The organism is Penaeicola halotolerans (genome assembly GCF_016464625.1).
Taxonomy (GTDB): Bacteria; Bacteroidota; Bacteroidia; order Cytophagales; family Cyclobacteriaceae; genus Penaeicola; species Penaeicola halotolerans.
In genome coordinates, this window is sequence record NZ_JAEAGO010000004.1 from 148,390 (window position 1) to 174,402 (window position 26,013).

A 26,013-nucleotide genomic window follows, 5' to 3' on the forward strand; every position below is an offset into this window, starting at 1 on the left:
TATGGCAAGAATTGCTGGTGTAGATATCCCTGATAATAAGCGTGGCGAGATCGGCTTGACTTATATCTTCGGTATTGGAAAAACCTCTGCTCAAAATATCCTTACCAAAGCTGGTATCGATTTTAGCAAGAAAGTAGGAGAATGGAATGACGATGAGTCTACTGCTATTCGTAACATCATCGCTGAAGAACTTAAGGTAGAAGGTGTTCTTAAATCTGAAATTCAGTTGAACATTAAGCGTTTGATGGACATAGGTTGTTATAGAGGTCTAAGACACAGAAAGGGTCTCCCTGTAAGAGGTCAGAAGACTAAAAACAATGCTAGAACCAGAAAAGGTAAGAGAAAGACTGTTGCTAACAAGAAGAAGGCAACTAAATAGTAATTAGTAAAGACTATGGCTCAGAAAAGAAAAGATAAAGTAAAAAAGAGAGTAGTTGTTGTTGAACCTGTAGGTCAAGTACATATCAAGGCTTCGTTTAACAACATCATAATTTCTATCACGAACCAAGCTGGTCAAGTAATATCTTGGGCATCAGCGGGTAAGATGGGCTTCAGAGGCTCTAAGAAAAATACTCCTTATGCAGCTCAAATGGCCGCTCAAAACTGCGGTCAAGTAGCATATGACTTAGGTATGAGAAAAGCTGAGGTTTTTGTAAAAGGCCCAGGATCAGGTAGAGAATCTGCTATCAGAACTATCCAAAATGTAGGTATTGACGTGACTACCATCACTGATATCACTCCACTACCACATAACGGATGTCGTCCACCTAAGCGTAGAAGAGTTTAATCTAAAGATTTAAAAGAAATGGCAAGATATACAGGTCCTAAAACCAAAATCTCCAGAAAATTTGGAGAGCCTATCTTAGGCAATAGCAAAGCCTTGCAGAAGAAAAACTATCCTCCAGGACAGCACGGCAAAGGCAGAAGAAGAAAGCAATCTGAATACGCTATCCAGTTGATGGAAAAGCAGAAAGCTAAGTACATCTACGGTGTGCTAGAGAAGCAGTTTGCTAACCTTTATGAGAAAGCTTCTAGAAAGCAGGGTATCAAAGGTGAAAACTTACTTCAATTGCTAGAAGCAAGACTTGACAATACAATTTACAGACTAGGTATCGCTCCTTCGAGAAGATCTGCTAGACAGCTCGTATCGCACAAGCATATCACAGTCAATGGTGAATTGGTAAACATCCCTTCTTATTCACTTAAGCCAGGCGATGTAGTAGCAGTTAGAGAGAGATCTAAGTCATTAGAATTGATCACTAGCAGCTTATCTGCTAAAGGTGCAAAGAGACACCCTTGGTTAGAGTGGGATAACACGGCTTTTGCTGGTAAGTTTGTAACTATGCCATCTAGAGACGATATTCCTGAGAATATTAAAGAGCAACTAATCGTTGAACTTTACTCTAAGTAATAAACTTCTGACTTAACAAAAAATATTGATATGTCTATACTCGCATTTCAAATGCCCGACAAAGTGGTGATGGAAAAAGCTGATGATTTTCACGGGCTTTTCACATTCAAACCACTTGAAAAAGGTTACGGGGTTACCATTGGTAATGCTTTAAGAAGAATTCTGCTTTCTTCACTGGAAGGCTATGCTATTGTTAGCATTAAAGTTCCTGGTGTTTCTCACGAATTTTCTACCATCGAAGGTGTAGTAGAGGATGTAAGCGAAATAATCCTTAATCTAAAACAAGTGAGATTCAAGAAGCTGCACGATTCTGTTGACAATAAGATCAATGTTCAGATTAAGAACCAGAAGGTATTTACAGCCGGTGATATAGCTAAGTTCACTTCTTCATTTGAAATCCTGAATCCAGATTTTCTAATCTGTAACCTTGACGACAAGGCAGGTTTTGAGATTGAGCTGACTGTAGATAAAGGTAGAGGTTATCTACCTGCTGAAGAGTCTAAGCCTAAAGAGCAAGTATTTGGCTTGATCCCTATCGATGCGATCTTCACACCTATCAGAAATGTGAAATACAGCGTTGAAAACACAAGGGTTGAGCAAAAGACTGACTTTGAAAAACTTATTTTGGATATTGAAACAGACGGATCTATCCATCCTGAGGTAGCTTTGAAAGAAGCTGCAAAGATTCTCATCCAGCACTTCATGTTGTTCTCTGATCAGACGATGATCCTTGAGACAGCTGATCAAAACCAGCCAGAGCAAGTTGATGAAGAATTCTTACACATGAGAAAGCTTCTGAAGACTAATCTCAATGATCTAGACCTATCTGTGAGAGCTTACAACTGTCTCAAAGCGGCAGATGTGAAGTCTTTAGGAGATCTAGTAAGATTGGAGATTTCTGACATGATGAAGTTTAGAAACTTCGGTAAGAAGTCTCTAGCTGAACTTGAGCAACTAGTTGCAGAAAAGAACCTTACTTTTGGTATGGATCTATCTAAGTATAAACTTGACGAAGATTAATAGAAATGAGACACGGTAAGAAATTTAACCACCTTGGCAGAACAGCTTCTCATAGAAAAGCTATGTTGTCAAATATGGCTTCTTCGCTCATCATGAGTAAGAGAATCTCTACTACTTTGGCTAAAGCTAAAGAGTTGAGAAAATTTGTAGAGCCAATGATCACTAAAGCGAAGGATGATACTACGCACAATAGACGTATCGTTTTCTCTTATCTTCAAAATAAAGACTCTGTAAAGACTTTGTTTGGAGAGGTAGTGAGCAAAGTAGCAGACAGACCAGGAGGATATACACGTATCCTTAAGACTGGTAACAGACTTGGTGATAATGCAGAGATGTGTATCATTGAGCTTGTTGACTACAACGAGGCTATGCTAAGCGATAAGGCTGCTACAAAAACTAAAACTAGAAGAAGTAGAAGAAGTGCAAAGCCTGCTGATAAGGCAGCTGATGCAGCTACTGAAGCTAAAACAGATGAAGGTACTTCTGCTGAATAATGAAGTATGTATCTTAAATATTAAAAGGGGTTGGACTATGGTTCATCCCCTTTTTTTATGAATACTATTTAAACATAGATCAAAACCTCTAAATTTGTCACAAAATAAAAATTCCATGAGCTATACTGCATTGCTTATTTTACAAGATGGGACAGTTTTTAAAGGAAACGCCATCGGTAAAATAGGGACCTCTGGAGGCGAGATATGCTTCAATACTGGGATGACAGGCTATCAAGAGATCTACACAGATCCATCCTACTATGGTCAGATCATCGTCAATACTACTCCACATATTGGAAACTATGGTGTGATAGATGAAGAAACTGAGTCTGATGCACCCAAAATTGCTGGTATTGTCATCAATGCCTTCTCGGAAGTACACAGTAGAGTAGATGCTACAGCATCCCTTCAAAAATATCTAGAACAACACGGAGTGGTAGGAATCTCAGGGATAGATACACGCAGATTAGTAAGGCATATTCGCTCTGTAGGTGCTATGAATGCGATCATCTCTTCAGAGATATTGGATGAGGCAGTGCTCAAAGAGAAACTACGAGATGTGCCAGATATGGCAGGACTTGAGCTGTCTTCTATCGTCACTACTAAACAAGCCTACGATGTAGGTGATCCAAATAGTGATATCAAAGTAGCCTGTATGGACTTTGGCATCAAAAAGAATATCTTACGATCTCTCACTGAGCGAGGGGTGTTTTGTAGGGTTTTTCCTGCTAGAACTACTTTTGATGAGGTTAAGCAATGGAATCCAGATGCTTACTTCCTGTCTAATGGGCCGGGTGATCCTGCCACTATGGATTATGCTATAGAGACCACCAAGCAAATGCTAGCAAGCGACAAGCCGCTTTTCGGGATATGTCTAGGACATCAGCTATTGGCTAGGGCTAATGGGATCGGCACCTCAAAGATGCATCATGGACACAGAGGACTCAATCATCCTGTGAAAAATATGCTGACAGGCCTTGGAGAAATTACCTCTCAAAATCACGGGTTTGAAGTGAATAGAGAAGAAGTAGAAAAGAGTGATTTAGTGGATCTTACACACATTCATCTCAATGATGGGACGGTAGCTGGCATCAGATTGAAAAATGGAAAAGCTTTTTCTGTTCAGTATCACCCAGAGTCATCTCCAGGCCCTCACGATTCAAGGTATCTTTTTGATGATTTTATAAATTTAATTAAAAACAAAAACCTATAAACCTATGAGTATAATTCAAAGCATTCATGCGAGACAGATATTAGATTCTCGCGGTAATCCAACAATTGAGGTAGATGTGACAACAGAAAATGGCTATGTAGGCCGTGCCGCTGTTCCTTCTGGCGCATCTACTGGTAAGTATGAAGCAGTAGAATTAAGAGATGACGATAAGTCAAGATATATGGGGAAAGGCGTCCTGAAGGCTGTGTCTAATGTGAAAGATATCATTGCGCCTGAGTTAGTGGGCTTCTCTATTTTTGAACAGAATCTCATCGATCAGATCATGCTAGACCTAGATGCTACGCCAAATAAGTCTAAGTTGGGTGCTAATGCGATGCTAGGGGTTTCTCTGGCAGTGGCAAAAGCGGCAGCGTTTGAATCAGGACAATCTCTATACAGATACATTGGTGGTGTGAATGCCAATACATTACCCGTTCCGATGATGAACATCCTCAATGGCGGTAGCCATGCTGATAATGCAATTGACTTTCAAGAGTTCATGGTTATGCCTGTTAAAGCGGAGAGCTTTTCTGAGTCTTTGAGAATGGGTACTGAGGTATTTCACCATTTGAAAAGTGTATTGAAGTCAAAAGGTCTCTCTACTAACGTAGGAGACGAAGGTGGATTTGCTCCAAATATTCGATCAAATAAGGAGGCGATAGAAGTAGTACTTCAGGCAATCGAGAAAGCAGGATATAGACCAGGTGAAGATATTTTCATCGCTATGGATGCAGCTTCTTCTGAGTTTTATGATGCAGAAGCCAAGCGTTATGTATTCAAAAAGTCAACAGGTGATTCATTGACCTCAGATGAGATGGTAAGCTACTGGAGTGAGTGGGTAGATAAATATCCAATTATCTCTATAGAAGATGGGATGGATGAAGACGACTGGGCTGGTTGGAAAAAACTCACTGAAAAGGTAGGTAGCAAAATCCAACTGGTAGGAGATGATCTATTTGTGACTAATGTGAATAAACTTCAAAAAGGTATCGATAACCAAACAGCTAATGCGATCCTTGTAAAAGTTAACCAAATAGGTACACTCACAGAGACAATCAATGCTGTAAATCTAGCACATAGAAACAAATACAAGAGCGTGATGTCTCACAGATCTGGAGAAACTGAGGACAATACAATAGCAGATTTAGCTGTTGCATTAAATACAGGACAAATCAAGACTGGTTCTGCATCAAGATCTGATAGAATGGCTAAATACAATCAGTTGATCAGAATAGAGGAAGAACTGGGTGAAGTTGGGTATTTTCCAGGACTGAAATTTTAATCCTAAAGCCTCTAAGAAATTAGAGGCTTTTTTTTATGCTTTTGTTTTTCTAATTTTCGTTATCGTTAGTAATCATGGAAAGATTTAAGAAATATCTCAAGTACACTAAGAATTTTTATGTCATGTTCACACTAGGCTTCTTGGTGTGGATGATTTTTATCGATTCTAGTAACGTAATTTCTCATATCGAATTGAGGAGTAAGCTCGGGGACTTAGAAGAGGAGAAGGAGTACTATCTTGAGAAGAAAAAGAAAATTGAGCAGGATAGGCAAGAATTAATGAGTAATTATGAACTCTTGGAGAAGTTTGCTCGTGAAAGATACTTGATGAAAAAAGAGACGGAGGATTTATATGTTATCATTCCAGAAGATTAAGTCAAGTGCCATTTTTTTGCTCTTCATAGGAGCTATGTTTTGTACTCAAATTGTCTTTGCTCAAAGAGATTTTGATCCTGAGATAGACAAGTCATTCAAAGAGCGTGTGTACTTCGGGGGAAATTTTGGTCTTCAATTTGGAACTATCACCGCTGTTGAGGTATCTCCACTTGTAGGATATATGCTCACAACAAAACTATCTACTGGTGCTGGGATCACTTATCAGTATTTTGAAGATAAGCGATACAGGCCATCATACTCTTCTAGTATTTATGGAGGACGTGTTTTTGGTAGGTACAATATCCTCGAAGCATTTTATGCCTATGCAGAATATGAATCTTTAAATCTTAAATTCTATGATCCGTTTAGAGATCGCTTTAGCACTGAATGGGTACCTGGGCTTTTGATAGGTGGCGGATACAATCAAATAGGTCCAGGTGGTAGAGGTGGCTTTAACATCATGGCGCTTTACAATGTTACCTACGATAATGTAAGATCGCCTTATGCCAGTCCACTAGTGCTTCGAGTAGGATTTATCTATTGACAAAGCCTAATTACTTTATAACTCCACTTCAAATTTTTCACCAAGGGACTTTAAGTCTTCTACTACTGGAAGGAGGAGCGGAATACCTTTTTTCATTCGAATAGCTTCCATCTCTCGTTCTGGATCTCCTGGGATTAAGACACGTTCATGTCCATCCACTGTTTTGGATGACCTAAATCTTCTAATCCAATTGTCCATATGCTCTTTAAACTCTTCGGCTGGTCTGAATGCATTGACTGTCATAGCACCAAAGAAGTGTCCTATTCCCTTACCTACTGGATCTGCAGGAGGTGCTAAGAAACTGACAAATGGTGGGACCCATGGCCCATAATTAGCGCCTGATAAGACCGCTGATAAGATGTCTACCATTGCCCCTAGACTGTAGCCTTTGTGACTTCCATGGACTTTGTCGCCACCTAGAGGTAGTAAAGCTCCACCATCTTTGACCCCATTAGCATTTTGTGTGGGTTTGCCAGCCTTATCTTGAATCCATCCCTCAGGAGCATCTTCTTGCTTTCTTTGCAGAATTTCCAGTTTGCCATTAGCCGCTGTAGTGGTGGCGAAATCTGCTACAAATGGAGGCTCCTCATTGGCAGGGATAGCAATGGCGATAGGATTGGTGCCTAGGAGCCTTTCTGCCGAAAAAGTAGGTGCTACAAGTGGGCTAGCATTGGTCATTGCCCAACCGATCATATTGTGTTCTAGACCCATCATCGCATGATATCCCGCGATGCCAAAGTGATTAGAGTTTCGGACTGCTACCCAGCCTGTACCTGCTTTACTGGCTTTTTCGATAGCGATCTCCATAGCAAATGGCGCGATGACTAAACCCAAACCACCATCTCCATCTATGACTGCGGTACTTGGTGTCTGATGTACTATCTTGATATTAGGAGTGGCATTGATACGATCAGCCTCCCATAGTCTCACATAGCCTGAGAGTCTGGCTACTCCATGAGAGTCTACACCTCTAAGATCGGCTGATAGCAGGACAGTGCTAGCTGTTTCTGCGTGAGCTTCAGAGCAACCGATTTTCAGAAATATATTTTTAGTAAAGGTTTTGAGCCTATTATAATCGTATATTGTTTGCATGATATTGATCTTAATTTGAGCTGGCTAATAACTTGCCTGATATCACCTGAGCCAGTATTCCTTCTTTTAATGCATAGTTTGAACAGATGATTTCATCTACTTTGATCTGTTCGAGTATAAAAGTAGTCAATGCACCCGCTACTACGATCATGTCTACGCGCATTGGGATCATTCCTGGGATCTCAAGTCTCTCCTCGCGCGTTTTAGTGATAAACTCATTGTAGATATCTCGGTAATTTGATACGGGCAAAGTATAGGTGGGTTTTTTATAGTCTTTCTCAAAACCCATCTCTTGAAAATAAATGTCAGTCAATGTGTCAAAAGTACCCGAAGAGCCTATCAGTTTTTGAGGGTTATAAGTATTGATAGCATTTAATAGAGGCGTAAGTTTCTCTTGCAAGTACTCATTGAGATTGATGATTTCTTCAAGTAAAATAGGGTCATGATAATGAAAAAGATCTAATAGTCTTTGAGCTCCAATTTCAAAGCTTTGCTTCCAGAATATCTCTTGTGCATTACCAATGATGAATTCCACACTACCACCGCCTATGTCCATCATCAGACTTGGTGTCTCGTCTAGTGAAACAGCCTTTTTGATCCCTTCATAGATAAGCTCAGCCTCTTGATCGCCAGAGATGACTTGTATTGATATTTCGTATTTCTTTCTGATACTTGTTACAAAATCCTGTCCATTGGCAGCATTTCGAATAGCACTCGTAGCAAAGGCATATATCTCACTGATGTTTTCACCATCAATCAGATTTCTAAAGTGCTTGAGCGTATGATGAGCCCTTTTAAGAGCGTCTTCTGCAATGAATCCATTGTTTATCCCTCCTTTTCCAATTTTGACAGCAATCTTTTCCTTAAAGAGGATAGTGAACCTGTCATCTATGATTTGAGCAATCATTAGATGAAATGTATTTGTCCCTAAGTCTATTATCGCGATCTTCCTCGAAAACATGGAGTGCTTAAAAATTTTCGTGAAGTTATTATATTCTATTAAAAATCACTGAAAAAATGAGGGAAAGGTTCAAATTTAATCATCGCTTAATAAACGAGGCTATTGTTTCGAGTTTAAGCCTCTCCTAACTATATTTGGAGGAAATAAAACCAATGATAACACATGGCAGATAAGGATAAAAATGTCGTCTATACATTACCTACCAATAAAGAAAAATATGAGTTACTGGCTCAAAAGAATGAAGAAGCACTTTTAGGAGGAGGAGAAGCTAGGATAGCCTCCCAACATAAAAAAGGTAAACTTACAGCCCGCGAAAGAATTCATTTATTATTAGACGAAGGATCCTTCCAAGAGATTGGCAAGTTTGTCATGCACAGAGCCAAGGATTTTGGTTTGGATAAAGAGCATTACCTTGGAGACGGAGTTGTCACTGGGTATGGTACGGTCAATGGACGCCTGACTTATGTGTTTTCCCAAGATTTTACTGTCTTTGGAGGTTCACTGTCTGAGACTCATGCAGAGAAAATCTGTAAAGTAATGGATCTCGCTATGAAAAATGGTGCGCCAATTATAGGTCTAAACGATTCAGGTGGTGCTAGAATACAAGAAGGGGTAGTTTCTCTAGGAGGATATGCAGATATTTTCTTTAAAAATACTAGAGCTTCTGGCGTGATACCACAACTTTCTGCAATCATGGGGCCATGTGCTGGAGGGGCTGTTTACTCACCTGCCATTACAGACTTTATCTTGATGGTAGAAAATACATCTTACATGTTTGTGACTGGGCCTAACGTAGTGAAAACAGTTACTCAAGAAAACGTAACGGCTGAGGAGCTTGGTGGTGCAAGTACACATAGTACTAAGTCAGGCGTGACGCATTTTTCTTGTGCTAATGAGGTAGAGTGTATCAATTATCTCAAGCGTCTTTTGAGCTATGTACCTCAAAACTGCGAGGAGGATGCGCCTAGTGTACCTTATGAGATGAAAGAGGACGAAAGTAGACCTGCGCTAGATAGCATCATGCCAGACAATCCGAATCAGCCTTATGATATGCGTGAAGTAATTGAAGGGATTGTGGATGAAGGTACTTTTTTTGAAGTCCATAAAAATTTCGCAGACAATATCGTAGTTGGATTTGCTCGACTAGCAGGTAAAAGTATAGGAGTCGTGGGAAATCAACCTTCTTCACTTGCAGGGGTGCTGGACATCGATGCGAGTACTAAAGCTGCAAGATTTGTTAGATTCTGCGATAGTTTCAATGTTCCACTTCTCGTTTTAGAAGATGTCCCAGGCTTTTTACCAGGAACGGATCAAGAATGGAGAGGCATCATCACTAATGGTGCGAAATTGCTTTATGCTTTCTCTGAAGCTACAGTACCTAGGATCACTGTCATTACTAGAAAAGCCTATGGTGGCGCCTATGATGTAATGAACTCTAAGCACATAGGAGCAGACCTCAACTTTGCTTGGCCGATGGCTGAAATCGCAGTGATGGGAGCCAAAGGTGCTGCTGAGATCATCTTTAAAAAGGAAATATCAGAAGCTGTTGATAAAGAAGCCAAACTCCAAGAGAAGGTAGATGAGTACACAGCAAAATTTGCTAATCCATACAGAGCGGCTCACAGAGGGTTTATAGATGAAGTCATCATGCCATCTGAGACTAGAGCGAAACTTATCGCTGGATTCAAGATGTTAGAAAACAAGGTAGAGACACTGCCAAAGAAAAAGCATGGTAACATTCCATTGTAATCAATTGATTTTATGACAAAAGCAGAAGAGTTTTTATATAAGTATTTGAATAATGCCTCACCAACAGGATTTGAGGCAAGTGGTCAGCAGATATGGCTGGACTATCTCAAGCCAGTGGTAGACACTTATTTCACAGATAGCTACGGTACAGCTGTGGGGGTGATCAATCCCGATGCACCTTACAAAGTAGTGATAGAAGCTCACGCAGATGAGATTTCTTGGTTTGTAAATTATATCACTTCTGATGGATACATCTATGTAAGACGCAATGGTGGCTCAGACCACATGATCGCACCCTCTATGCGTGTGAATATCCATACGGATAAAGGGATAGTAGATGGCGTTTTTGGCTGGCCTGCTATCCATGTACGTGATGCAGCCAAGGAAGAAACTCCATCACTCAAAAACATCTTTATAGATGTAGGAGCAAGCTCTAAAGATGAAGTAGAGAGCTTAGGGATTCATGTAGGTTGTGTAATCACCTTTAAAGATCAGCTGTCTGACTTGAACAACAAGTACTACTGCGGACGTGCTCTAGACAATCGTATAGGGGGCTATATGATCGCCCAAGTAGCACATAAAATCAAAGAAAGTGGTGTGAAGTTACCATTTGGACTATATATCGTCAACTCGGTACAAGAGGAAATAGGACTGCATGGTGCACAAATGATCGCGCATAATATCAAACCTAATGTGGCTATCATCACTGATGTATGTCATGATACTACCTCTCCTATGTATGATAAAAAGCAAAATGGAGACTTCACTGCTGGTAAAGGCCCTGTATTGACTTATGGTGCAGCAGTGCACAAAAAACTTTTGGATCTGGTCATAGGAGTCGCTAAAAAACAAGAGATTCCTTTTCAAAGAGCGGCAGCCTCTAGATCTACTGGAACAGATACAGACGCCTTTGCTTATTCAAATGAAGGTGTGCCATCAGCATTGATCTCTCTTCCGCTCAAGTATATGCATACTACAGTGGAAACAGCACATAAAGAGGATATTGAAAATGTAATTAAGCTGATGTATGAATTTTTGATTCAGCATGACCCAGCTTTTGATTTTAGATATGTCAAATAAACGAGGCTCCTACGGGAGCCTTTATTTATGAAATACACAGATCAGACAGGAAGAGAAGTTATACTAGAAGGGATTCCAAAGCGTATCATATCTCTCGTCCCATCTCAGACAGAGTTACTTTATGATTTGGGGCTTGAGGATGAGCTAGTAGGTGTCACTAAATTTTGTGTACATCCTGTCGCGGCCAAACAGAAAGCTCAAATAATAGGAGGAACAAAGAATTTTAGATTTGAGGTCATTGATAAACTTAAGCCAGACCTGATCATTGGCAATAAGGAAGAAAATTACCAATCTGGTATTGAGCAATTGGCTGAGAAATATCCAGTTTGGTTGAGTGATATATATGATCTGAATGATGCTTTGAAAATGATCAGTCAAGTAGGTCAGTTAGTAGGGAAAGTGAATGAGGCGATGACCATGAGCGAGCAAATAAAGCGAGGCTTTGATCATTTGCCAAAGAGAAGACTAGGTTCTGCTGCTTACCTCATCTGGAATGACCCTATTATGGCCGTTGGCTCTCAGACTTTTATTGATGATATGCTCAAAAGAGTTGGTTTTGAAAATGCGGTAACTCAGTCAAGGTATCCTGAGCTGAGTCTTGAAACACTCGAAAAATTACAACCAGATTATCTCTTGCTATCAAGTGAGCCATTTCCTTTTCAAGATAAACACACCCTGTTCTTCAAAGAGCATCTGCCAAATACCCATGTAGAAATAGTAGACGGGGAGATGTTTTCTTGGTATGGTAGCAGACTATTCAAATCCTTGGCCTATTTCCATAAATTCTAATCTGCAGAGTTACTTTTTAAATATAAAGTACACGGCAAGAACTAAGAAAGCAAAACCGATGAGATGATTCGTTTTAAGGGTCTCATTTTTGAAAAACAGTAATGTGAAAATCATAAATGTGACAAGTGTGATTACTTCCTGAAGCACTTTTAATTGGACCAAGGTAAAGGGTCCTCCATTTTCTTTGAAACCTATGCGATTAGCTGGGACTTGGAAGAAATATTCAAATAGGGCAATCCCCCAACTGATCAGGACGATACTGATCAACCCTAGATTTTCAAACCATTTGAGCTCTTTAAATTTAAGGTGTCCATACCAAGCCAATGTCATGAAGGTATTGGACAATATCAAGAGAAGGATAGTGTAGAAAGCTTTCATAAGATTAGGTCATTTCAAAACCACAAATAGCTAAATGTTGCCAAAAAGAGGGATAGGATTTGTTGACTACTTCTGGATCGGCTATGTCGAGCTGCATAAGTGTGCCTAGCGGAGCAAATGCCATTGCCATCCTATGATCATCATATGTTTCAAAACTAGCTATCTCGGGTAGTTTATTACTTGGAGTCAATTGCCAAAAACCCGTTTCTATTTCTTCAAATTTAGCTCCTACTTTGCTTAATTCAGCTTGAAGAGCTGCTATTCGATCAGTTTCTTTGATTCGGAGACTCTCTAAACCACTAAAAGTCATAGATAATCCAAGGCCAGCACAAGTCACAGCTACTGTCTGTGCGATATCTGGACAGTGGAGAAAGTCATATTGTTTGATGCCTTTAACAGGGATTTTCTCTAAAAGAATACCGTCTTCTTTAAATGCAGTTTTGATACCTAAATAGCTCATGATATCTACTATGGAGGCATCTCCCTGTAGTGATTTTTCTTTTAGCCCTTGGATGAAAAGTGAACCAGACTTAGCTAGTGCCAATAGACTAAACCAATAGCTCGCACCAGACCAATCACCTTCTATAGCATAGCTTTGTGCTTGGTAAGACTGAGCAGGTATGTAGATAGTGTTTTTTTCCCATGTATGTTTCACCCCAAACTGACTCATAAGCGCAAGCGTCATCTCTATGTAAGGTCTAGATCCTATAGTACCCGTGAGCTCAATAGATAATCCCTTAGATAACTTTGGAGCGATCATCAAAAGTGCTGAGATATACTGGCTGCTTACATCTCCTCTAATGCTGATTTTATCAACTTGTTGAGCAGTAAATGGCTTGATCAAAAGTGGAGGGTAGCCTTCTTGATCCAGATAGTTGATATCCGCACCGATTTCTCGCAGTGCATCTACTAAGATACCTATGGGTCTTTGACACATGCGAGGCGTACCTGTCATAGTCACTTCTTGATCAGATATCGCATAGTAAGCAGTCAAAAATCGCATAGTCGTACCCGCATCTAGTACATCTTTCAAATCGCTTCTGTCAGCGAGCAAGCGAATCATTGTTTGCGTATCTCTCGCTTCAGCTAGATTGGATAGCTCAATGGAATTTCCGTTAGCTAATGCTTGAATGATCAAAGCACGATTACTCTCGCTTTTGGAAGCAGGTAGTGGAATGATCTGATCACCTATGTCTTGAACGGGTTTTAGCGTTACGGATTTATGCTCTTTCACAGGATTCATAAATGGCTAGTGCTTCTAAAATTTGATGACTATCTGCTTTACAGTCAAAGTCACATTTACCTATGGTGCTCAGCAAGCTAAAGCTTAAGGTTTGGCGTGAATTTTTCTTGTCATGCTGCATGAGTGTAAGCAATACTGAACTTTCTGGAAGTGACTTCATCGGATAGAAACGCTTCATTACTTGATGTATTTCTTCTGCAGCACTTTGGGGTAGTTTGCCAATTATTTGCGCGAGATAAGCCTCGCAAACCATCCCAATAGCGATGGCTTCTCCATGTAATAGTGGATGATCAGTGGTCAAATAATGACTTTCCACAGCATGCCCTATGGTATGTCCAAAATTGAGAATCTTACGCAAGCCTTTTTCTTTAGGGTCTTTTTCTACTACCTGCTTTTTCAACATAATAGAGTGTGCGATGTCATCAGCAGTGATCTCATTTGGATGGTTAAGTCTGGAAAGCCTTTTGAAATATACCTCGTCTGAAATCAGTCCATGTTTGAGCATTTCAGCAAATCCAGATTTGAGTTCACACTCAGGAAGCGTTTGAAGGAAGACTGGATCTACTACTGTCTCTTCTGGTTCATGAAAAAGGCCAATGTGATTTTTAAGTGATCCAAAGTCAATTCCCAATTTACCACCAATACTAGCGTCTACTTGAGCAAGCAGTGTGGTTGGGATATTGATAAATCGAATCCCACGCTTATAAGTAGCTGCACAAAAACCTCCCATATCACCTATCACGCCACCACCTAAGTTGATGAGTAAAGCACTTCTATCCAACTTTTCATCTGTCATCTTTTGCCAGATATTGAGGCAAGTACTGATGTTTTTATTTTGCTCTCCAGCCTTTATTTGGATTAATATGCAGTCATGAACCAAATCTCTAATGATCGGGAGACAGTACATGGCTGTGTTTTCATCTACCAAAACAGCTACTTTTGAAGCGTTTGCCTTCGAGAGCGTTTTTTGGAGATGAGTGCTAATCTGATCGGTAACGGTGACTTTATTCAATTTTTTTTCAGTAAAGATAAAACTAAAAGAAACTTATTGGCAGCTTGTTTCAGACTTTTAAGCTATTCGTGGTGCTTTGAGTCTTTATTTGCTTTTCTTGTCTTTTTACAGACTCTTCATGTATCGCAAAAAGAAGTTCTTTCATGAATTTTTCACTGAGGTTTTTAGCTACACCTTCTTTTGTCCTAGACTCCATTACGCTGGTCCATCTATCTGGCTGGAATACTGCCAAACCTTGATCCCTTTTATGCGCTCCTATTTTATCAATGACTTTAAAGCGTTCTGCAAGGATCTCCATGAGTTGATGGTCAAGCTGATCCACTTCCACACGGAACTTACTCAATTGATCATCTAGATTTTCATTCCAAAGCGTCTCTCTGAACTCAAGTTGCTTGAGGATTTCAGCTAGCCTAGTAGGTGTGACCTGTTGAGCGGCATCACTCCAAGCATTATCAGGATCATGGTGTGTTTCGATCATTAGTCCATCCAAGCCAAAGTTAAGAGCTCGCTGCGACACTTCTAAGATCATGTCTCTTTTACCCGTGATATGGCTAGGATCATTGATGACTTCTATACCGGGAATTTCTCTTTTGAGGTGAATAGGTATACTCCAGTTGGGTTTATTTCTATACGTCTTATCATGCTGGTCAGTAAACCCTCTATGGATTCCAGCTAACCTGTCTATACCTACTGCATTGAATCTCTCAAAAGCACCTACCCAAAGCCCAAGATCAGGACTCATTGGATTCTTGACCAGTACAGGTATATCTACTCCTCTGAGTGCTTCAGCGATCTCTTGCACTGAAAATGGATTTACGGTAGTACGGGCACCCACCCAGAGCACATCGATACCAGCCTTTAAGGCTTCTTCTACATGCTTGGTATTGCCGACTTCTACAGTGATGGGTACATTGAGTTCTTCTCGCACGATCTCTAGCCAAGGAAGTGCTGTAGCACCAAGACCTTCAAATCCCCCAGGTCTTGTGCGTGGTTTCCACACACCAGCTCTGAAAAGATCTGGCTTGATGTTGTTCAACTTCATTTCTGTACAAATAGCAGATAGCTGAGCAGGACTCTCTACACTACACGGGCCAGCGATGATCGCAGGACTTTTGAGGTTCATACCCCAGGCGGACATGTTCTTTAGGTTTTTCATTGGTTTTTGTAAATAAGAAAAGCCCGACTCTGTGAAGAATCGGGCTTTAGGTTATGGTTTGTTTTCTATTTCTTTTAAGCAATAGCTACCAAGCTCCGATTCTTGAGGAATGGATAAAAGTAAAAATAGCTAAAGTAAAATTTTGCTTGGTTGCTTATCATATCTTCAAAAGTATAGAATAAATTTTAACGAACAAGCAGTAGAAAGAAATTATTTAAACTTTTTTATAATGATTAGATATCGCTATCAAGTATATCTGTTTGCTTTTTGATCGATTCATCATGTATCAATCGGTAAAGTTCTTCTATAAAATTTGGATTGATCTGAAGTGCTCTAGCCCATTCAGGTCTAGAGGAAAATATCTCATGCCACCTGTCCATTTGCAGTGCAGCTACATTATTAGCTTTTTTGTAATAGCCGATTTTTTCTACTAATCTCATCCTTCTGCTGATGGCTTCTAGGATCTCTCGGTCCGCTTCATCTATTTGCTCACGGATGATTTCTAGTTGAGATTGGTACTCTACATTATCTACTGTGATCTGACGTGTTTTAAGTGCGCTAAGTATTTCAGCAAGTCTGTCTGGAGTCACTTGTTGTGATGCATCTGACCAAGCGAGGTCTGGTGTGATGTGAGACTCGATGATCAGCCCGTCATAGTTTAAGTCTAGAGACATTTGAGCCAGAGGTTGTATAAGCTCGCGCTTGCCACCCATGTGACTTGGATCACAGATGAGTGGTAGTTGAGGGAGTTTTGTCTTGAGCTCGATAGCTATCTGCCACATAGGGGCGTTTCTATAAGTGGTATTCTGAAATGAGCTAAAGCCTCTGTGAATAGCGCCCAACTTACGGATACCGGCATTGTACACACGCTCTATAGCACCCATCCATAGTGCTAGGTCAGGATTGATCGGATTTTTGATCAATACAGGGATGTCTACACCAGTGAGTGCATCAGCAATTTCTTGAACGGTAAACGGATTGACAGTAGATCTTGCACCTATCCAGAGTACATCTATGCCATTTTTGAGGCAGACTTCTACATGTTTAGGGTTGGCTACTTCTACGGCAAATTTAACTCCGTATCTTTCTTTAGCTTCTACTAACCATGGCATGGCTTTTTCTCCGACACCTTCAAAGTTATTAGGTCTAGTGCGTGGTTTCCATACACCAGCGCGTATGGTGTGGATACCTTTTTGAGCCAATTGAGCAGTAGTTTCTAAGACTTGTTCTCTCGTCTCTGCACTACAAGGTCCTGCTATGACAAAGGGATTTTTGACCTCTATCCCCCAGTTTTTTATCGATTGAATATCTGGTAATTCTAACATTTTTGATTTCTTCAAATGGATAACAAATTCCAGCATGTTGCTGTTTTTGTATATATTTGCAACTCTTTAAAATACCATATGCAGACAAGTACAAAAATCTCTTTTGACAACCTTGAAATAGCCTTTTCGTCCAAGTCGGATCAGCAACTGAAAAAGCAGTATTTGATCTTTTCAGCGATGAATAACAATGCACTGGTAAGTTTTGGCACTAAATTTTCAAATTTAGCACTAAAGCTTGGATTGCCAGTCAAGGGTATCATCAAAAGTACGGTTTTCAGCCATTTTTGTGGAGGAGAAAATATCCAAGAATGTGAGCCTACGATCAAGTCTTTGAGTGAGTTCGGTATAGGTACCATACTTGACTATTCGGTAGAAGGTGGAGAGAAAGAGGATGGATTTGATCATACGCGAGATGAAATCATAGCGACTATCCACAAGGCAAGTAATAATAAAGCCATTCCTTTTAGTGTGTTTAAGATCACTGGACTCGCATCTACACCACTTTTAGCTAAAGTACAAGCCGGGAAACAGCTAAGTCAAGCAGAAACAGAGGCTTTTGAAAGAGTCAAGGCGAGAGTAAATGCTATCTGCAAATCGGCATTTGATCATGGGGTAAGAATCTTCATAGATGCTGAGGAGACGTGGATTCAAGATACTATAGATCAGATGGCCTATGAGATGATGTTTTTGTACAATAAAGAAACAGCCATCGTCTATAATACTTATCAGATGTATCGTGCAGATATGCTTGGCAACTTGTCAGAAGCACTTCAAAATGCTAGAGAAAAGCGTTACTACCTTGGAGCCAAGCTTGTCAGAGGTGCTTACATGGAAAAGGAGCGTGCTAGGGCTAAGGAAATGGGTTATCCAAGTCCCATCCAGCCAAATAAGGCTGCCAGTGATAGAGACTTTGATGCAGCATTGAAGTTGGCGATGGATAATAAAGATGTCTTCTATATCTGCTGCGGTTCGCATAATGAGAAGAGTACGATATACCTAGCCGAGCTGATGAATGAGCATGGCTTGAAAAATGACGATGCTAGATTTTTCTTTGCGCAGCTTTATGGTATGAGTGATAACATCTCATACAATCTGGCAAACGCGGGATATAATGTGGCTAAATACGTCCCTTATGGCCCTATCAAGTCTGTGATGCCATACCTAGGTAGAAGAGCTGCTGAAAACACATCTATAGCAGGTCAATCTAGCAGAGAGTTTGAATTAGTCAAAAGAGAAATGGCTAGGAGAAAAGCCAATAAATAAAGCAATAACCAATAATAATTTGACATGCAACTACTGAGTGAGCAGGAAATAGAACGCAGAAAAGACCGTGAAGAGTTGATGAAGCTGGGGATCAATCCCTATCCCGCTGAGTCTTTTGATATCAATGTAACTGCGGCAGATATTCACCAGAACTACGAAAATAATAAGAATGACTATAAAAGCATCTCGATAGCAGGTAGATTGATGAGTCGCAGAATCATGGGTTCTGCTTCTTTTGCGGAGATTCAAGATGCTACTGGCAGACTACAAATCTATGTCAGAAGAGATGACATCTGTCCAGAGGATGATGCCAATAAAGTACTGTACAATACAGTATTCAAAAAGCTCCTAGGTATAGGAGATTTTATTGGGGTGAAGGGTTATATTTTCACTACACAAACGGGTGAGATTTCACTTCATGTTACAGAATTGAAATTGTTATCAAAAGCTGTAAAGCCACTTCCAGTAGTGAAACGAGACGAGGAAGGTAATGTCTACGATGGATTTACCGATCCTGAAATGCGCTATAGACAGCGATATGTGGACTTGACAGTCAATCCTCAGTATAAAGATATTTTTATCACTAGATCAAAAATCATCAGCACGATGAGAAGGTTCTTTGATGACAATGGCTGGTTAGAAGTGGAGACGCCTATCTTACAGGCTGTTCATGGAGGGGCTGCTGCTAGACCGTTTAAGACGCATCACAATACCCTAGACATGCCGCTTTTCTTGAGAATAGCCAATGAGCTTTACCTGAAAAGGTTGATTGTTGGAGGATTTGATGGTGTGTATGAATTTGGCAAGATGTTCAGAAATGAGGGGATGGATCGTACACACAATCCAGAGTTCACTTCTATGGAGATCTATGTGGCTTACAAGGACTACATTTGGATGATGGAGATGGTGGAAAACCTCCTAGAGGATGTCACTCAGAGAATTCATGGAAAGACTACTGTCACTGTGGGTCAAAATCAAATAGACTTTGCAGGGCCATATCGTAAGCTCAGCATGTATGATTCGATCAAAGAATATACAGGCATCGATATCTCAGAAATGAACGAGAAGCAACTTAGAGAAGTGTGTGCTCAAATGTCTATAGAGGTAGATGATAGCATGGGTAGAGGAAAACTGATCGATGAGATTTTTGGTGAAAAGGTAGAGGCGAATTTGATTCAACCAACTTACATCACTGATTACCCTATAGAAATGACTCCTCTAGCTAAGAAGCATAGAAGTAAAGCTGGCTTGGTAGAGCGCTTCGAACTTTTTGTGAACGGTAAAGAGATCGCTAATGCCTACTCAGAACTCAATGATCCTATTGATCAAAGAGAGCGATTTGAGGAGCAACTCAAGCTCGCAGAAAGAGGTGATGATGAAGCGATGGCGATGGATGAGGACTTTCTCAGGTCATTAGAATATGGTATGCCGCCTACTTCTGGCTTGGGTATAGGTATCGATCGTTTGACGATGCTATTGACCAATCAGCATACGATCCAAGAGGTATTATTCTTCCCTCAGATGAGACCAGAGAAGAAAGTCGAGCTAGCGACTGATGCTGACTTTGAGGCGCAGGGAATTCGCGCTGACTTATTGCCAATCATCAGAAAAATGAATATTCATACCATAGATCAACTCAAAGGCTTTGATGCTAACAAGCTCTTTAATGATGTCTGTGGGATGCGTAAAAAGCTTAAGCTAGAAGTTGCTAATCCTACCAAAGAAGAGGTAGAAGGTTGGTTAGCTTAATATAGTCTTGCAAAATAGTATAGCCTCAGGATCACTCGATCTTGAGGCTTTTTTTATATGATATACTGGTATTGAGAGCAAGCAAGTGCTAGATAGTTAAGAAAGTAAAGGGAACCATAAAATTTATGGTGTTCCTTGGCTTTGCTTTTAGCTTGATTGATCATCCACCAGTTTACAGCAAGCATAAAAAACTGAGTTACTAAAAGGAAGTCTTGGACAATCTGATCCATTCCTCCTCTAAAAGCCAAAGACAAGAATTGGAAGATGATCACAAAGAAGATCAAGTAGATTTGATTTGAAAAGCGAAACCTACCAACCAAAGCAAAGGACTGAAATAAGTAAAAAGCAGCATAAACAATAGCTAAAATAGGGACGGCTATCATCAGCCCTGGACTAAAGTGATGCAAAAGATAGGCTATCACAATGAATAGCAGAGGCCCAAAATAATTGGAGCCATTATAAAAAGATAAAGACATCGTTTGGACGATTTTTTCCAAAGTTAGTCATAAAAAAGAATTCTATCGGACTATCTGAAGTCAAAGAAGCTTCTTCTTCTACTAATTTTGAGGTCTTGAAGCATAGAGGCTTTTACTCGAATGTCTATCGAATATGATTGATACCTACCAAAAGGCACCCAGTTTACCAGCATCTCCCAACAGTGAAGATCTCTTGCAATAGAAATATTGGTTTGTGTTAGATCTCTATTTTCAAAGTCAAAGCCTGAATTGAAGTTGATTTTCCATTTCTCCGTTAAGCTCACATCCCCCGAAAAGTTTAATGCTTGGGTGATTCTAGCTTCTTGAAAACCTACTTTAGCGTAGTTCAGGTTGTAGTTGAGATTGAGACTCCAAGGGACATTCCAGTCTATGTAGGCATTTGGATTCATCGCCATACTGCGGAGCTCGGCCTCCATTGCAGGATCTACAGGCATACCTTCCATCGCTGCTTGCCTATTCATAGCACTATTGACAGCGGCAGGATTATTATTCGTTTTTGAGTTAGGATTCAAACTCGTACTCATATTGATAGAAGCTGCGGTGATTTGCCCCAGTCCTCTGCCATTATTCCAAGCAAACTGATTGAGCTGAGTCTGCTGCACTGTAGTGACTCCCGTCCGCTCATTGACAAAAAACGAATCCAATCGATAAATATATGGATTGAGGGTAGCATTCATGTTGATGCTCACTTTGTCATTAAAAAGTCCCGTAAACGCAGTCATACTGATAGGGGCCAACTGAAATGAATCTCTAGCAAAATTATAGGAAGAGTTAAAACTCAAATTTTTGATGATGGGGACTTTTTTCATTTCCGTAGCAGTGTCGGATTTGGTCCTTATTTTCATCTCTATATTATTATCAAAGCCAAAGGTCAAAGACCGAGATTCTCCCGCAGGAGCTGTACCCCAGACAAAATTTTGATATTTGGAGAGCATCTGTGTACGCCCCGTTGAGTCTATCTGAACTTCTCTAAAAAAGCCATAGCTTGGATCTGTAAAGTCAGGGTTGTAGCTGAAACCTACCCTCGGTGTGATCACGTGTCGGATACGATCTATTTTCTTTCCACGGATATTAAAGAAACCATATATACGTGTTGTCATATTTGCACTCGCATTGTAAAAACCTCCACGAGAAAAACCACTCAAAGTATCGATTCTAACTGCTCTCGCCTCTTCATCGTAGCTAAAATCAAGCTCTTTGAGATACCATAGCTCTGTATAGTTGAAGCTTGGACTGATATTGAAGTGCTTGAGCAGGTTAAATGAGGTAGATATCGGTACTGTATGTCTAGCACCATTTTGAGCTTCCCTAAAAATGAGGGGTAAATTAGCTGCATCAAAAGGTCTCACTTCCAGAGGCTGACCAGTAAGCGTATCTATTGGCACAAATGTATTTGCTACAGGGAAGCCAGCAGATCGCGTCTTTACGGCATTGCTGATACGATTAGTCGCTACGAAGTTCCAAGCTAGATTGAGTCTTTTCAGGATATCTAGATTTGAATTCTGAAAAGGGGTCTGTCTATTCATGTTGACAGCTACATCAGGCAACTGCACCTGTACTTCTCTAGTACGGACATTTTGACTATGTCTAAATGAGGTCGAAAAGCTGAAGGGTGTTCCTTGGATGACATTACTATAATTGACAGAAGAGCTAAATTCCGAATTGATGTTTCTAGCAAAGTCATTTTGAAAGTTTTGATTCGTATTGTAGGTAGAAGTACCAGCATTGACTGATGCAGAAAATCTAGCTGTTCCTCTGGTTTGAGGTGTATGACTCCATCTAAGCCAGAAGTCATTAATCGCAAGTGGATTCAGCTCTTCTTGACCACTGACAAATCGATTATAGTCAAAGCTGAAGTTACCATTATAGCGATAGCGCTTCATGTAGTTGGTTTGGATGCTCGCACCATAGCCGCCTTTAGAGTAGATTTCTCCTCGGATACCCGTATGGATGTAGTCATTGAAAGCAAAGTAATAGCCAAAATCACGCAAGAACAAACCTCTCACACGCTCCTCACCATAAGTAGGAAAGATGATACCAGAGGCTTTCTCTTTTTTTGGAGGTAAAAAGCCTAGAGGCAATCCAGCCGGTGTAGGAATGCCATTGAAGTAAAGGTTAAAAGGACCTGTGACGATTCTTTTGCCTGGAAGGGCTTTGATTTTTTTAGCACTGATGTGCCAGTGAGGATATGGGAGATCACATGTGGTATACATAGCATCTCCTAGATTGACAGCTCCTAGACTGTCTTTTTTGACTTTATCCCCTCTCAAAAAACCCTCATCCTGCTCCGTAATAGCAAATTTGATATAGGCCTTTTCAGTTTCAAAGTTGTATTTGATTTCATCTGTATAATAGACTTGTCCAGCTTGTTCGAAGATCGGTTTGCCTATGATCGTACCAGTAGAGTCAGGCCTACCGATAGCAAACATGGTTTTCTTATCAAAATCTATAAAAATAGAATCAGCTTCTAATTTGATATTTCCGTAGGTAACCTTCGCATTGGTCGTGAGATAGATTTTTTTCTGCGTGTTATCCATCTCGATGAAATCATCAGCAGTGTAGTCGACTTTAGTTTCAAGGCTACTTTTTTGGATTTTGACAGAATCTTGTCTTAAAAGGGAGTCGGCAGCCACCTGAGAACTATCAGAAAGCACCGTTTGAGTCACCTCATTGCTTCTCTTGGCACGTGTATTGATCTGTGCGAATGACTGACCAATAAAGAATAGGAAGAAAGGGACGAAGAAGTAAGCGTATTTGATTTTATACACCTGCTTTCTGTTTTTTACTTAAAAATTTACAACTTTGTACAAAGTTACCTTATTAACTTTTAACTAACGTAACATCGTGAAAAATATTCTCGCATTTTCTCTGGTCACTATTTCCATCTTATTATGCTCATTTATCCCTGCTGGGGAGACTAAGTATCGGGTCAAAAAAGTTGTGATAGACGCAGGTCATGGAGGTAAAGATCCTGGTACGCTGGGTAGTTTTTCAAAAGAGAAAGATGTTGCGCTAGCCATCGCCCTCAAGCTTGGAGAGACGATCAAGGAAAACTTGCCAGATGTAGAGGTGATCTACACGAGAAGTACCGATAAGTTTGTTGAGCTGTACGAGCGACCAAAAATAGCCAATAAAGAGAGCGCAGATTTTTTCATTTCTATACATTGTAATGCCTCTTCAGTGAAAACAGTAAAAGGTACTGAAACCTACGTGATGGGAGTAAGTAAAGCAAAGAGTAATCTGGAAGTAGCCAAAAGAGAAAATTCAGTTATTCTTTTAGAGGATGACTATAAGGAAAACTATGAGGGTTTCGAGCCAGATTCTCCAGAGACACACATCATGTTTTCCCTTTATCAGGGGGCTTTTAGAGGCAATAGTTTGAGACTGGCAGAGAGTCTCGAAGACCAATTCAAAAATCGTGTCGGAAGAAATAGTCGTGGCGTAAAGCAAGAAGCTTTCTGGGTACTTTGGGCGACTTCTATGCCTTCTGTACTCATTGAGGCAGGCTTTTTATCTAATCCAGAAGAAGAAAAATATCTCAATGATAAGTTGGGACAGACTTACATAGCGAGTGCCATTTTTAGAGCTTTCAGAGACTACAAAGTAGAGGTTGAAAGCATGAACTAAAAAGTAGAGAAATAAATTCTTCTCTATAAATTGCTAATATTTGATCTCTTTCAAATAAGCAAAAACAAACAAAACCTGCGCGTGGAGGTATTGTATGCAGTGAAATAAACCCAAAACAATAATGGATCTAGAGTTTAACAAAAACGAAGACTTGAATAAGCAGCAGCTTTTTCAGCTCAAAAAGAAGCTTGAAAAAGTAAAGCTCGGAGGTGGACAAAAGCGTATCGATGCGCAGCATGAAAAAGGCAAATTGACAGCTAGAGAGCGTATCGACTATCTGAGAGATAAAGGAACAGAATTTTTAGAAGTAGGGGCTTTTGCAGGCGAAGGCATGTACGAAGAGGTAGGCGGTTGTCCCTCAGGTGGTGTCGTCACAGGTATAGGCTATGTCAGTGGTAAGCAGTGCATGATCGTAGCCAATGATGCTACTGTAAAGGCAGGTGCTTGGTTTCCCATCACGGCTAAGAAGAACCTGAGAGCACAAGAGATCGCTATGGAAAACAGACTTCCCATCATCTACTTGGTAGATAGTGCTGGCGTTTTCCTTCCTATGCAAAATGAAATTTTCCCGGACAAAGAGCACTTTGGACGTCAGTTTAGAAATAATGCCAAGATGTCCGCTATGGGCATCATCCAAGTAGCTGCTATCATGGGTAGCTGTGTAGCGGGTGGAGCTTATCTCCCGATCATGTCTGATGAGGCGATGATTGTCGACAAGACAGGCTCAATATTTTTAGCAGGTTCTTATCTGGTCAAAGCAGCCATAGGAGAGGATGTGGATAATGAAACCCTTGGGGGTGCTACCACACATTGTGAGATATCTGGTGTCACAGATAATAAATATGCGAATGACCAAGAGTGTCTCGATGCGATAAGAAAGATATTTGACAAAATCGGAGCTTTTGAAAAAGCGGGTTTCGATAGGAAAGAGGCAAAACTTCCTGCTAAAAAGATCGAAGAAATCTATGGCGTTTTTCCAGCAGATAGGGCTAAGCCTTATGATATCAGAGAGGTGATCGACCGATTGGTAGATAACTCTGAGTTTGATGAATATAAGGCGCTCTATGGTAAATCAATTGTCTGTGGTACAGCTAGAATAGATGGCTGGGCGGTAGGAATCATCGCTAATCAGCGGAAGATCGTCAAATCTAAAAAAGGAGAGATGCAAATGGGGGGTGTGATCTACTCCGACTCTGCTGATAAGGCAGCTAGATTTATCATGAACTGTAATCAGCGTAAGATACCGCTAGTTTTCATCCAAGATGTGAGTGGATTCATGGTGGGTAGTAGAGCAGAGCATGGTGGCATCATCAAGGATGGTGCTAAAATGGTTAATGCCATGGCCAACTCTGTGGTACCAAAGTTTACCTTGGTGATCGGAAATTCCTTCGGAGCGGGTAATTATGCCATGTGTGGTAAAGCGTATGATCCTAGATTGATCTATGCTTGGCCAAGCGCGCAGATGGCTGTGATGAGTGGCGCTTCAGCTGCTAAAACACTTCTACAGATCAGAGTTGCTACGCTCAAAGCACAAGGTAAGGTGATCACTCCAGAAGAGGAAGCACAATTGCTTCAAGAAATCACTCAAAAATACGAAGAGGAATTAAGCCCATACTATGCTGCCGCTAGACTTTGGGTAGATGGAATCATTGATCCGGCTGAAACTAGAAAAGTAATCTCCATGGGCATCGAGGCGGCAGATCATGCTCCTATCACAGAGAGATTTAATGTTGGTGTTATTCAAACCTAATCAT

General features: G+C 40.5%; 25 protein-coding genes. 16 read left to right on the forward strand and 9 right to left on the reverse strand.

The window, feature by feature from the left end; all coding sequences use genetic code 11:
- Nucleotide 1: 1 nt before the first annotated feature.
- The 9 genes from rpsM (at nucleotide 2) to I5349_RS11540 (ending at nucleotide 6,338) form a co-directional block, all read left to right on the forward strand.
- Nucleotides 2-379 carry a 30S ribosomal protein S13 gene (gene rpsM, locus I5349_RS11500; protein WP_226390915.1) on the forward strand — a complete coding sequence of 126 codons (378 nt, stop codon included), beginning with the start codon at nucleotides 2-4 and terminating at the stop codon, nucleotides 377-379.
- A gap of 15 nt (nucleotides 380-394) precedes the next feature.
- On the forward strand, nucleotides 395-787 hold the full coding sequence (gene rpsK, locus I5349_RS11505; RefSeq protein ID WP_226390916.1) for a 30S ribosomal protein S11: 393 nt from the start codon (nucleotides 395-397) through the stop codon (nucleotides 785-787).
- Nucleotides 788-805: 18 nt separating this feature from the next.
- Nucleotides 806-1,411 (forward strand): 30S ribosomal protein S4, encoded by a 606-nt coding sequence (gene rpsD / locus I5349_RS11510; protein ID WP_226390917.1) that lies wholly within the window; start codon nucleotides 806-808, stop codon nucleotides 1,409-1,411.
- A gap of 30 nt (nucleotides 1,412-1,441) precedes the next feature.
- On the forward strand, nucleotides 1,442-2,431 hold the full coding sequence (locus tag I5349_RS11515; protein ID WP_226390918.1) for a DNA-directed RNA polymerase subunit alpha: 990 nt from the start codon (nucleotides 1,442-1,444) through the stop codon (nucleotides 2,429-2,431).
- A 5-nt stretch (nucleotides 2,432-2,436) separates the two neighbouring features.
- The gene (rplQ, locus tag I5349_RS11520) at nucleotides 2,437-2,925 is read left to right on the forward strand and encodes a 50S ribosomal protein L17 (RefSeq protein ID WP_226390919.1); all 489 of its coding nucleotides are present in this window, start codon (nucleotides 2,437-2,439) and stop codon (nucleotides 2,923-2,925) included.
- 115 nt (nucleotides 2,926-3,040) lie between these two features.
- Entirely contained in the window at nucleotides 3,041-4,138 is a 1,098-nt protein-coding gene (carA, locus tag I5349_RS11525) for a glutamine-hydrolyzing carbamoyl-phosphate synthase small subunit (RefSeq protein ID WP_226390920.1), read from the forward strand.
- 4 nt (nucleotides 4,139-4,142) lie between these two features.
- Complete coding sequence (gene eno / locus I5349_RS11530; RefSeq protein ID WP_226390921.1) at nucleotides 4,143-5,420, forward strand: phosphopyruvate hydratase; 1,278 nt, start codon at nucleotides 4,143-4,145, stop codon at nucleotides 5,418-5,420.
- 74 nt (nucleotides 5,421-5,494) lie between these two features.
- Nucleotides 5,495-5,794 (forward strand): septum formation initiator family protein, encoded by a 300-nt coding sequence (locus tag I5349_RS11535; protein ID WP_226390922.1) that lies wholly within the window; start codon nucleotides 5,495-5,497, stop codon nucleotides 5,792-5,794.
- A gap of 34 nt (nucleotides 5,795-5,828) precedes the next feature.
- On the forward strand, nucleotides 5,829-6,338 hold the full coding sequence (locus tag I5349_RS11540; RefSeq protein WP_226390923.1) for a hypothetical protein: 510 nt from the start codon (nucleotides 5,829-5,831) through the stop codon (nucleotides 6,336-6,338).
- Between the two features lie 15 nt (nucleotides 6,339-6,353).
- Here I5349_RS11540 and I5349_RS11545 read toward each other — a convergent pair whose 3' ends face one another.
- Together I5349_RS11545 and I5349_RS11550 are read right to left on the reverse strand one after the other, a co-directional pair.
- Nucleotides 6,354-7,430, reverse strand: a complete 1,077-nt coding sequence (locus I5349_RS11545; protein WP_226390924.1) for an Ldh family oxidoreductase — start codon at nucleotides 7,428-7,430, stop codon at nucleotides 6,354-6,356.
- A gap of 10 nt (nucleotides 7,431-7,440) precedes the next feature.
- On the reverse strand, nucleotides 7,441-8,337 hold the full coding sequence (locus I5349_RS11550; protein WP_317194247.1) for a Ppx/GppA phosphatase family protein: 897 nt from the start codon (nucleotides 8,335-8,337) through the stop codon (nucleotides 7,441-7,443).
- Between the two features lie 216 nt (nucleotides 8,338-8,553).
- Here I5349_RS11550 and I5349_RS11555 point away from each other — a divergent pair, with 216 nt between their 5' ends.
- The 3 genes from I5349_RS11555 to I5349_RS11565 are packed head-to-tail and all read left to right on the forward strand — an operon-like array spanning nucleotide 8,554 to nucleotide 12,009.
- Nucleotides 8,554-10,140, forward strand: coding sequence for an acyl-CoA carboxylase subunit beta (locus tag I5349_RS11555; protein WP_226390926.1), 1,587 nt, complete (start codon nucleotides 8,554-8,556; stop codon nucleotides 10,138-10,140).
- A 12-nt stretch (nucleotides 10,141-10,152) separates the two neighbouring features.
- A complete protein-coding gene (locus I5349_RS11560) occupies nucleotides 10,153-11,220 on the forward strand; it encodes a M20/M25/M40 family metallo-hydrolase (RefSeq protein ID WP_226390927.1) in 1,068 nt (355 codons plus the stop codon).
- 27 nt (nucleotides 11,221-11,247) lie between these two features.
- Entirely contained in the window at nucleotides 11,248-12,009 is a 762-nt protein-coding gene (locus tag I5349_RS11565) for an ABC transporter substrate-binding protein (protein WP_226390928.1), read from the forward strand.
- A 9-nt stretch (nucleotides 12,010-12,018) separates the two neighbouring features.
- On the opposite strand, the gene I5349_RS11570 is transcribed toward I5349_RS11565, so the two are convergent.
- The 5 genes from I5349_RS11570 to I5349_RS11590 all read right to left on the reverse strand — a co-directional run bounded on the left by I5349_RS11570 (nucleotide 12,019) and on the right by I5349_RS11590 (nucleotide 17,123).
- Entirely contained in the window at nucleotides 12,019-12,387 is a 369-nt protein-coding gene (locus I5349_RS11570; RefSeq protein ID WP_226390929.1) for a DMT family protein, read from the reverse strand.
- A gap of 4 nt (nucleotides 12,388-12,391) precedes the next feature.
- Entirely contained in the window at nucleotides 12,392-13,630 is a 1,239-nt protein-coding gene (locus I5349_RS11575) for a 3-phosphoshikimate 1-carboxyvinyltransferase (RefSeq protein WP_226390930.1), read from the reverse strand.
- Nucleotides 13,608-14,642, reverse strand: coding sequence for a 3-dehydroquinate synthase (aroB, locus tag I5349_RS11580; protein ID WP_226390931.1), 1,035 nt, complete (start codon nucleotides 14,640-14,642; stop codon nucleotides 13,608-13,610). Before aroB ends, I5349_RS11575 begins: the two co-directional genes overlap by 23 nt.
- A gap of 49 nt (nucleotides 14,643-14,691) precedes the next feature.
- Entirely contained in the window at nucleotides 14,692-15,798 is a 1,107-nt protein-coding gene (locus I5349_RS11585; protein ID WP_226390932.1) for a chorismate mutase, read from the reverse strand.
- A 233-nt stretch (nucleotides 15,799-16,031) separates the two neighbouring features.
- Nucleotides 16,032-17,123 carry a bifunctional 3-deoxy-7-phosphoheptulonate synthase/chorismate mutase type II gene (locus tag I5349_RS11590; protein WP_226390933.1) on the reverse strand — a complete coding sequence of 364 codons (1,092 nt, stop codon included), beginning with the start codon at nucleotides 17,121-17,123 and terminating at the stop codon, nucleotides 16,032-16,034.
- Nucleotides 17,124-17,201: 78 nt separating this feature from the next.
- On the opposite strand from I5349_RS11590, the gene I5349_RS11595 reads away from it, so the two are divergent.
- Nucleotides 17,202-18,386 carry a proline dehydrogenase family protein gene (locus tag I5349_RS11595; RefSeq protein WP_226390934.1) on the forward strand — a complete coding sequence of 395 codons (1,185 nt, stop codon included), beginning with the start codon at nucleotides 17,202-17,204 and terminating at the stop codon, nucleotides 18,384-18,386.
- A 24-nt stretch (nucleotides 18,387-18,410) separates the two neighbouring features.
- Entirely contained in the window at nucleotides 18,411-20,135 is a 1,725-nt protein-coding gene (gene lysS / locus I5349_RS11600; protein ID WP_226390935.1) for a lysine--tRNA ligase, read from the forward strand.
- 53 nt (nucleotides 20,136-20,188) lie between these two features.
- On the opposite strand, the gene I5349_RS11605 is transcribed toward lysS, so the two are convergent.
- Together I5349_RS11605 and I5349_RS11610 are read right to left on the reverse strand one after the other, a co-directional pair.
- Complete coding sequence (locus I5349_RS11605; protein WP_226390936.1) at nucleotides 20,189-20,611, reverse strand: hypothetical protein; 423 nt, start codon at nucleotides 20,609-20,611, stop codon at nucleotides 20,189-20,191.
- Between the two features lie 50 nt (nucleotides 20,612-20,661).
- Nucleotides 20,662-23,400, reverse strand: a complete 2,739-nt coding sequence (locus I5349_RS11610; protein WP_226390937.1) for a putative LPS assembly protein LptD — start codon at nucleotides 23,398-23,400, stop codon at nucleotides 20,662-20,664.
- 76 nt (nucleotides 23,401-23,476) lie between these two features.
- On the opposite strand from I5349_RS11610, the gene I5349_RS11615 reads away from it, so the two are divergent.
- Entirely contained in the window at nucleotides 23,477-24,259 is a 783-nt protein-coding gene (locus tag I5349_RS11615; protein WP_226390938.1) for an N-acetylmuramoyl-L-alanine amidase family protein, read from the forward strand.
- Between the two features lie 121 nt (nucleotides 24,260-24,380).
- Nucleotides 24,381-26,009 (forward strand): acyl-CoA carboxylase subunit beta, encoded by a 1,629-nt coding sequence (locus tag I5349_RS11620; protein ID WP_226390939.1) that lies wholly within the window; start codon nucleotides 24,381-24,383, stop codon nucleotides 26,007-26,009.
- Nucleotides 26,010-26,013: the final 4 nt, after the last annotated feature.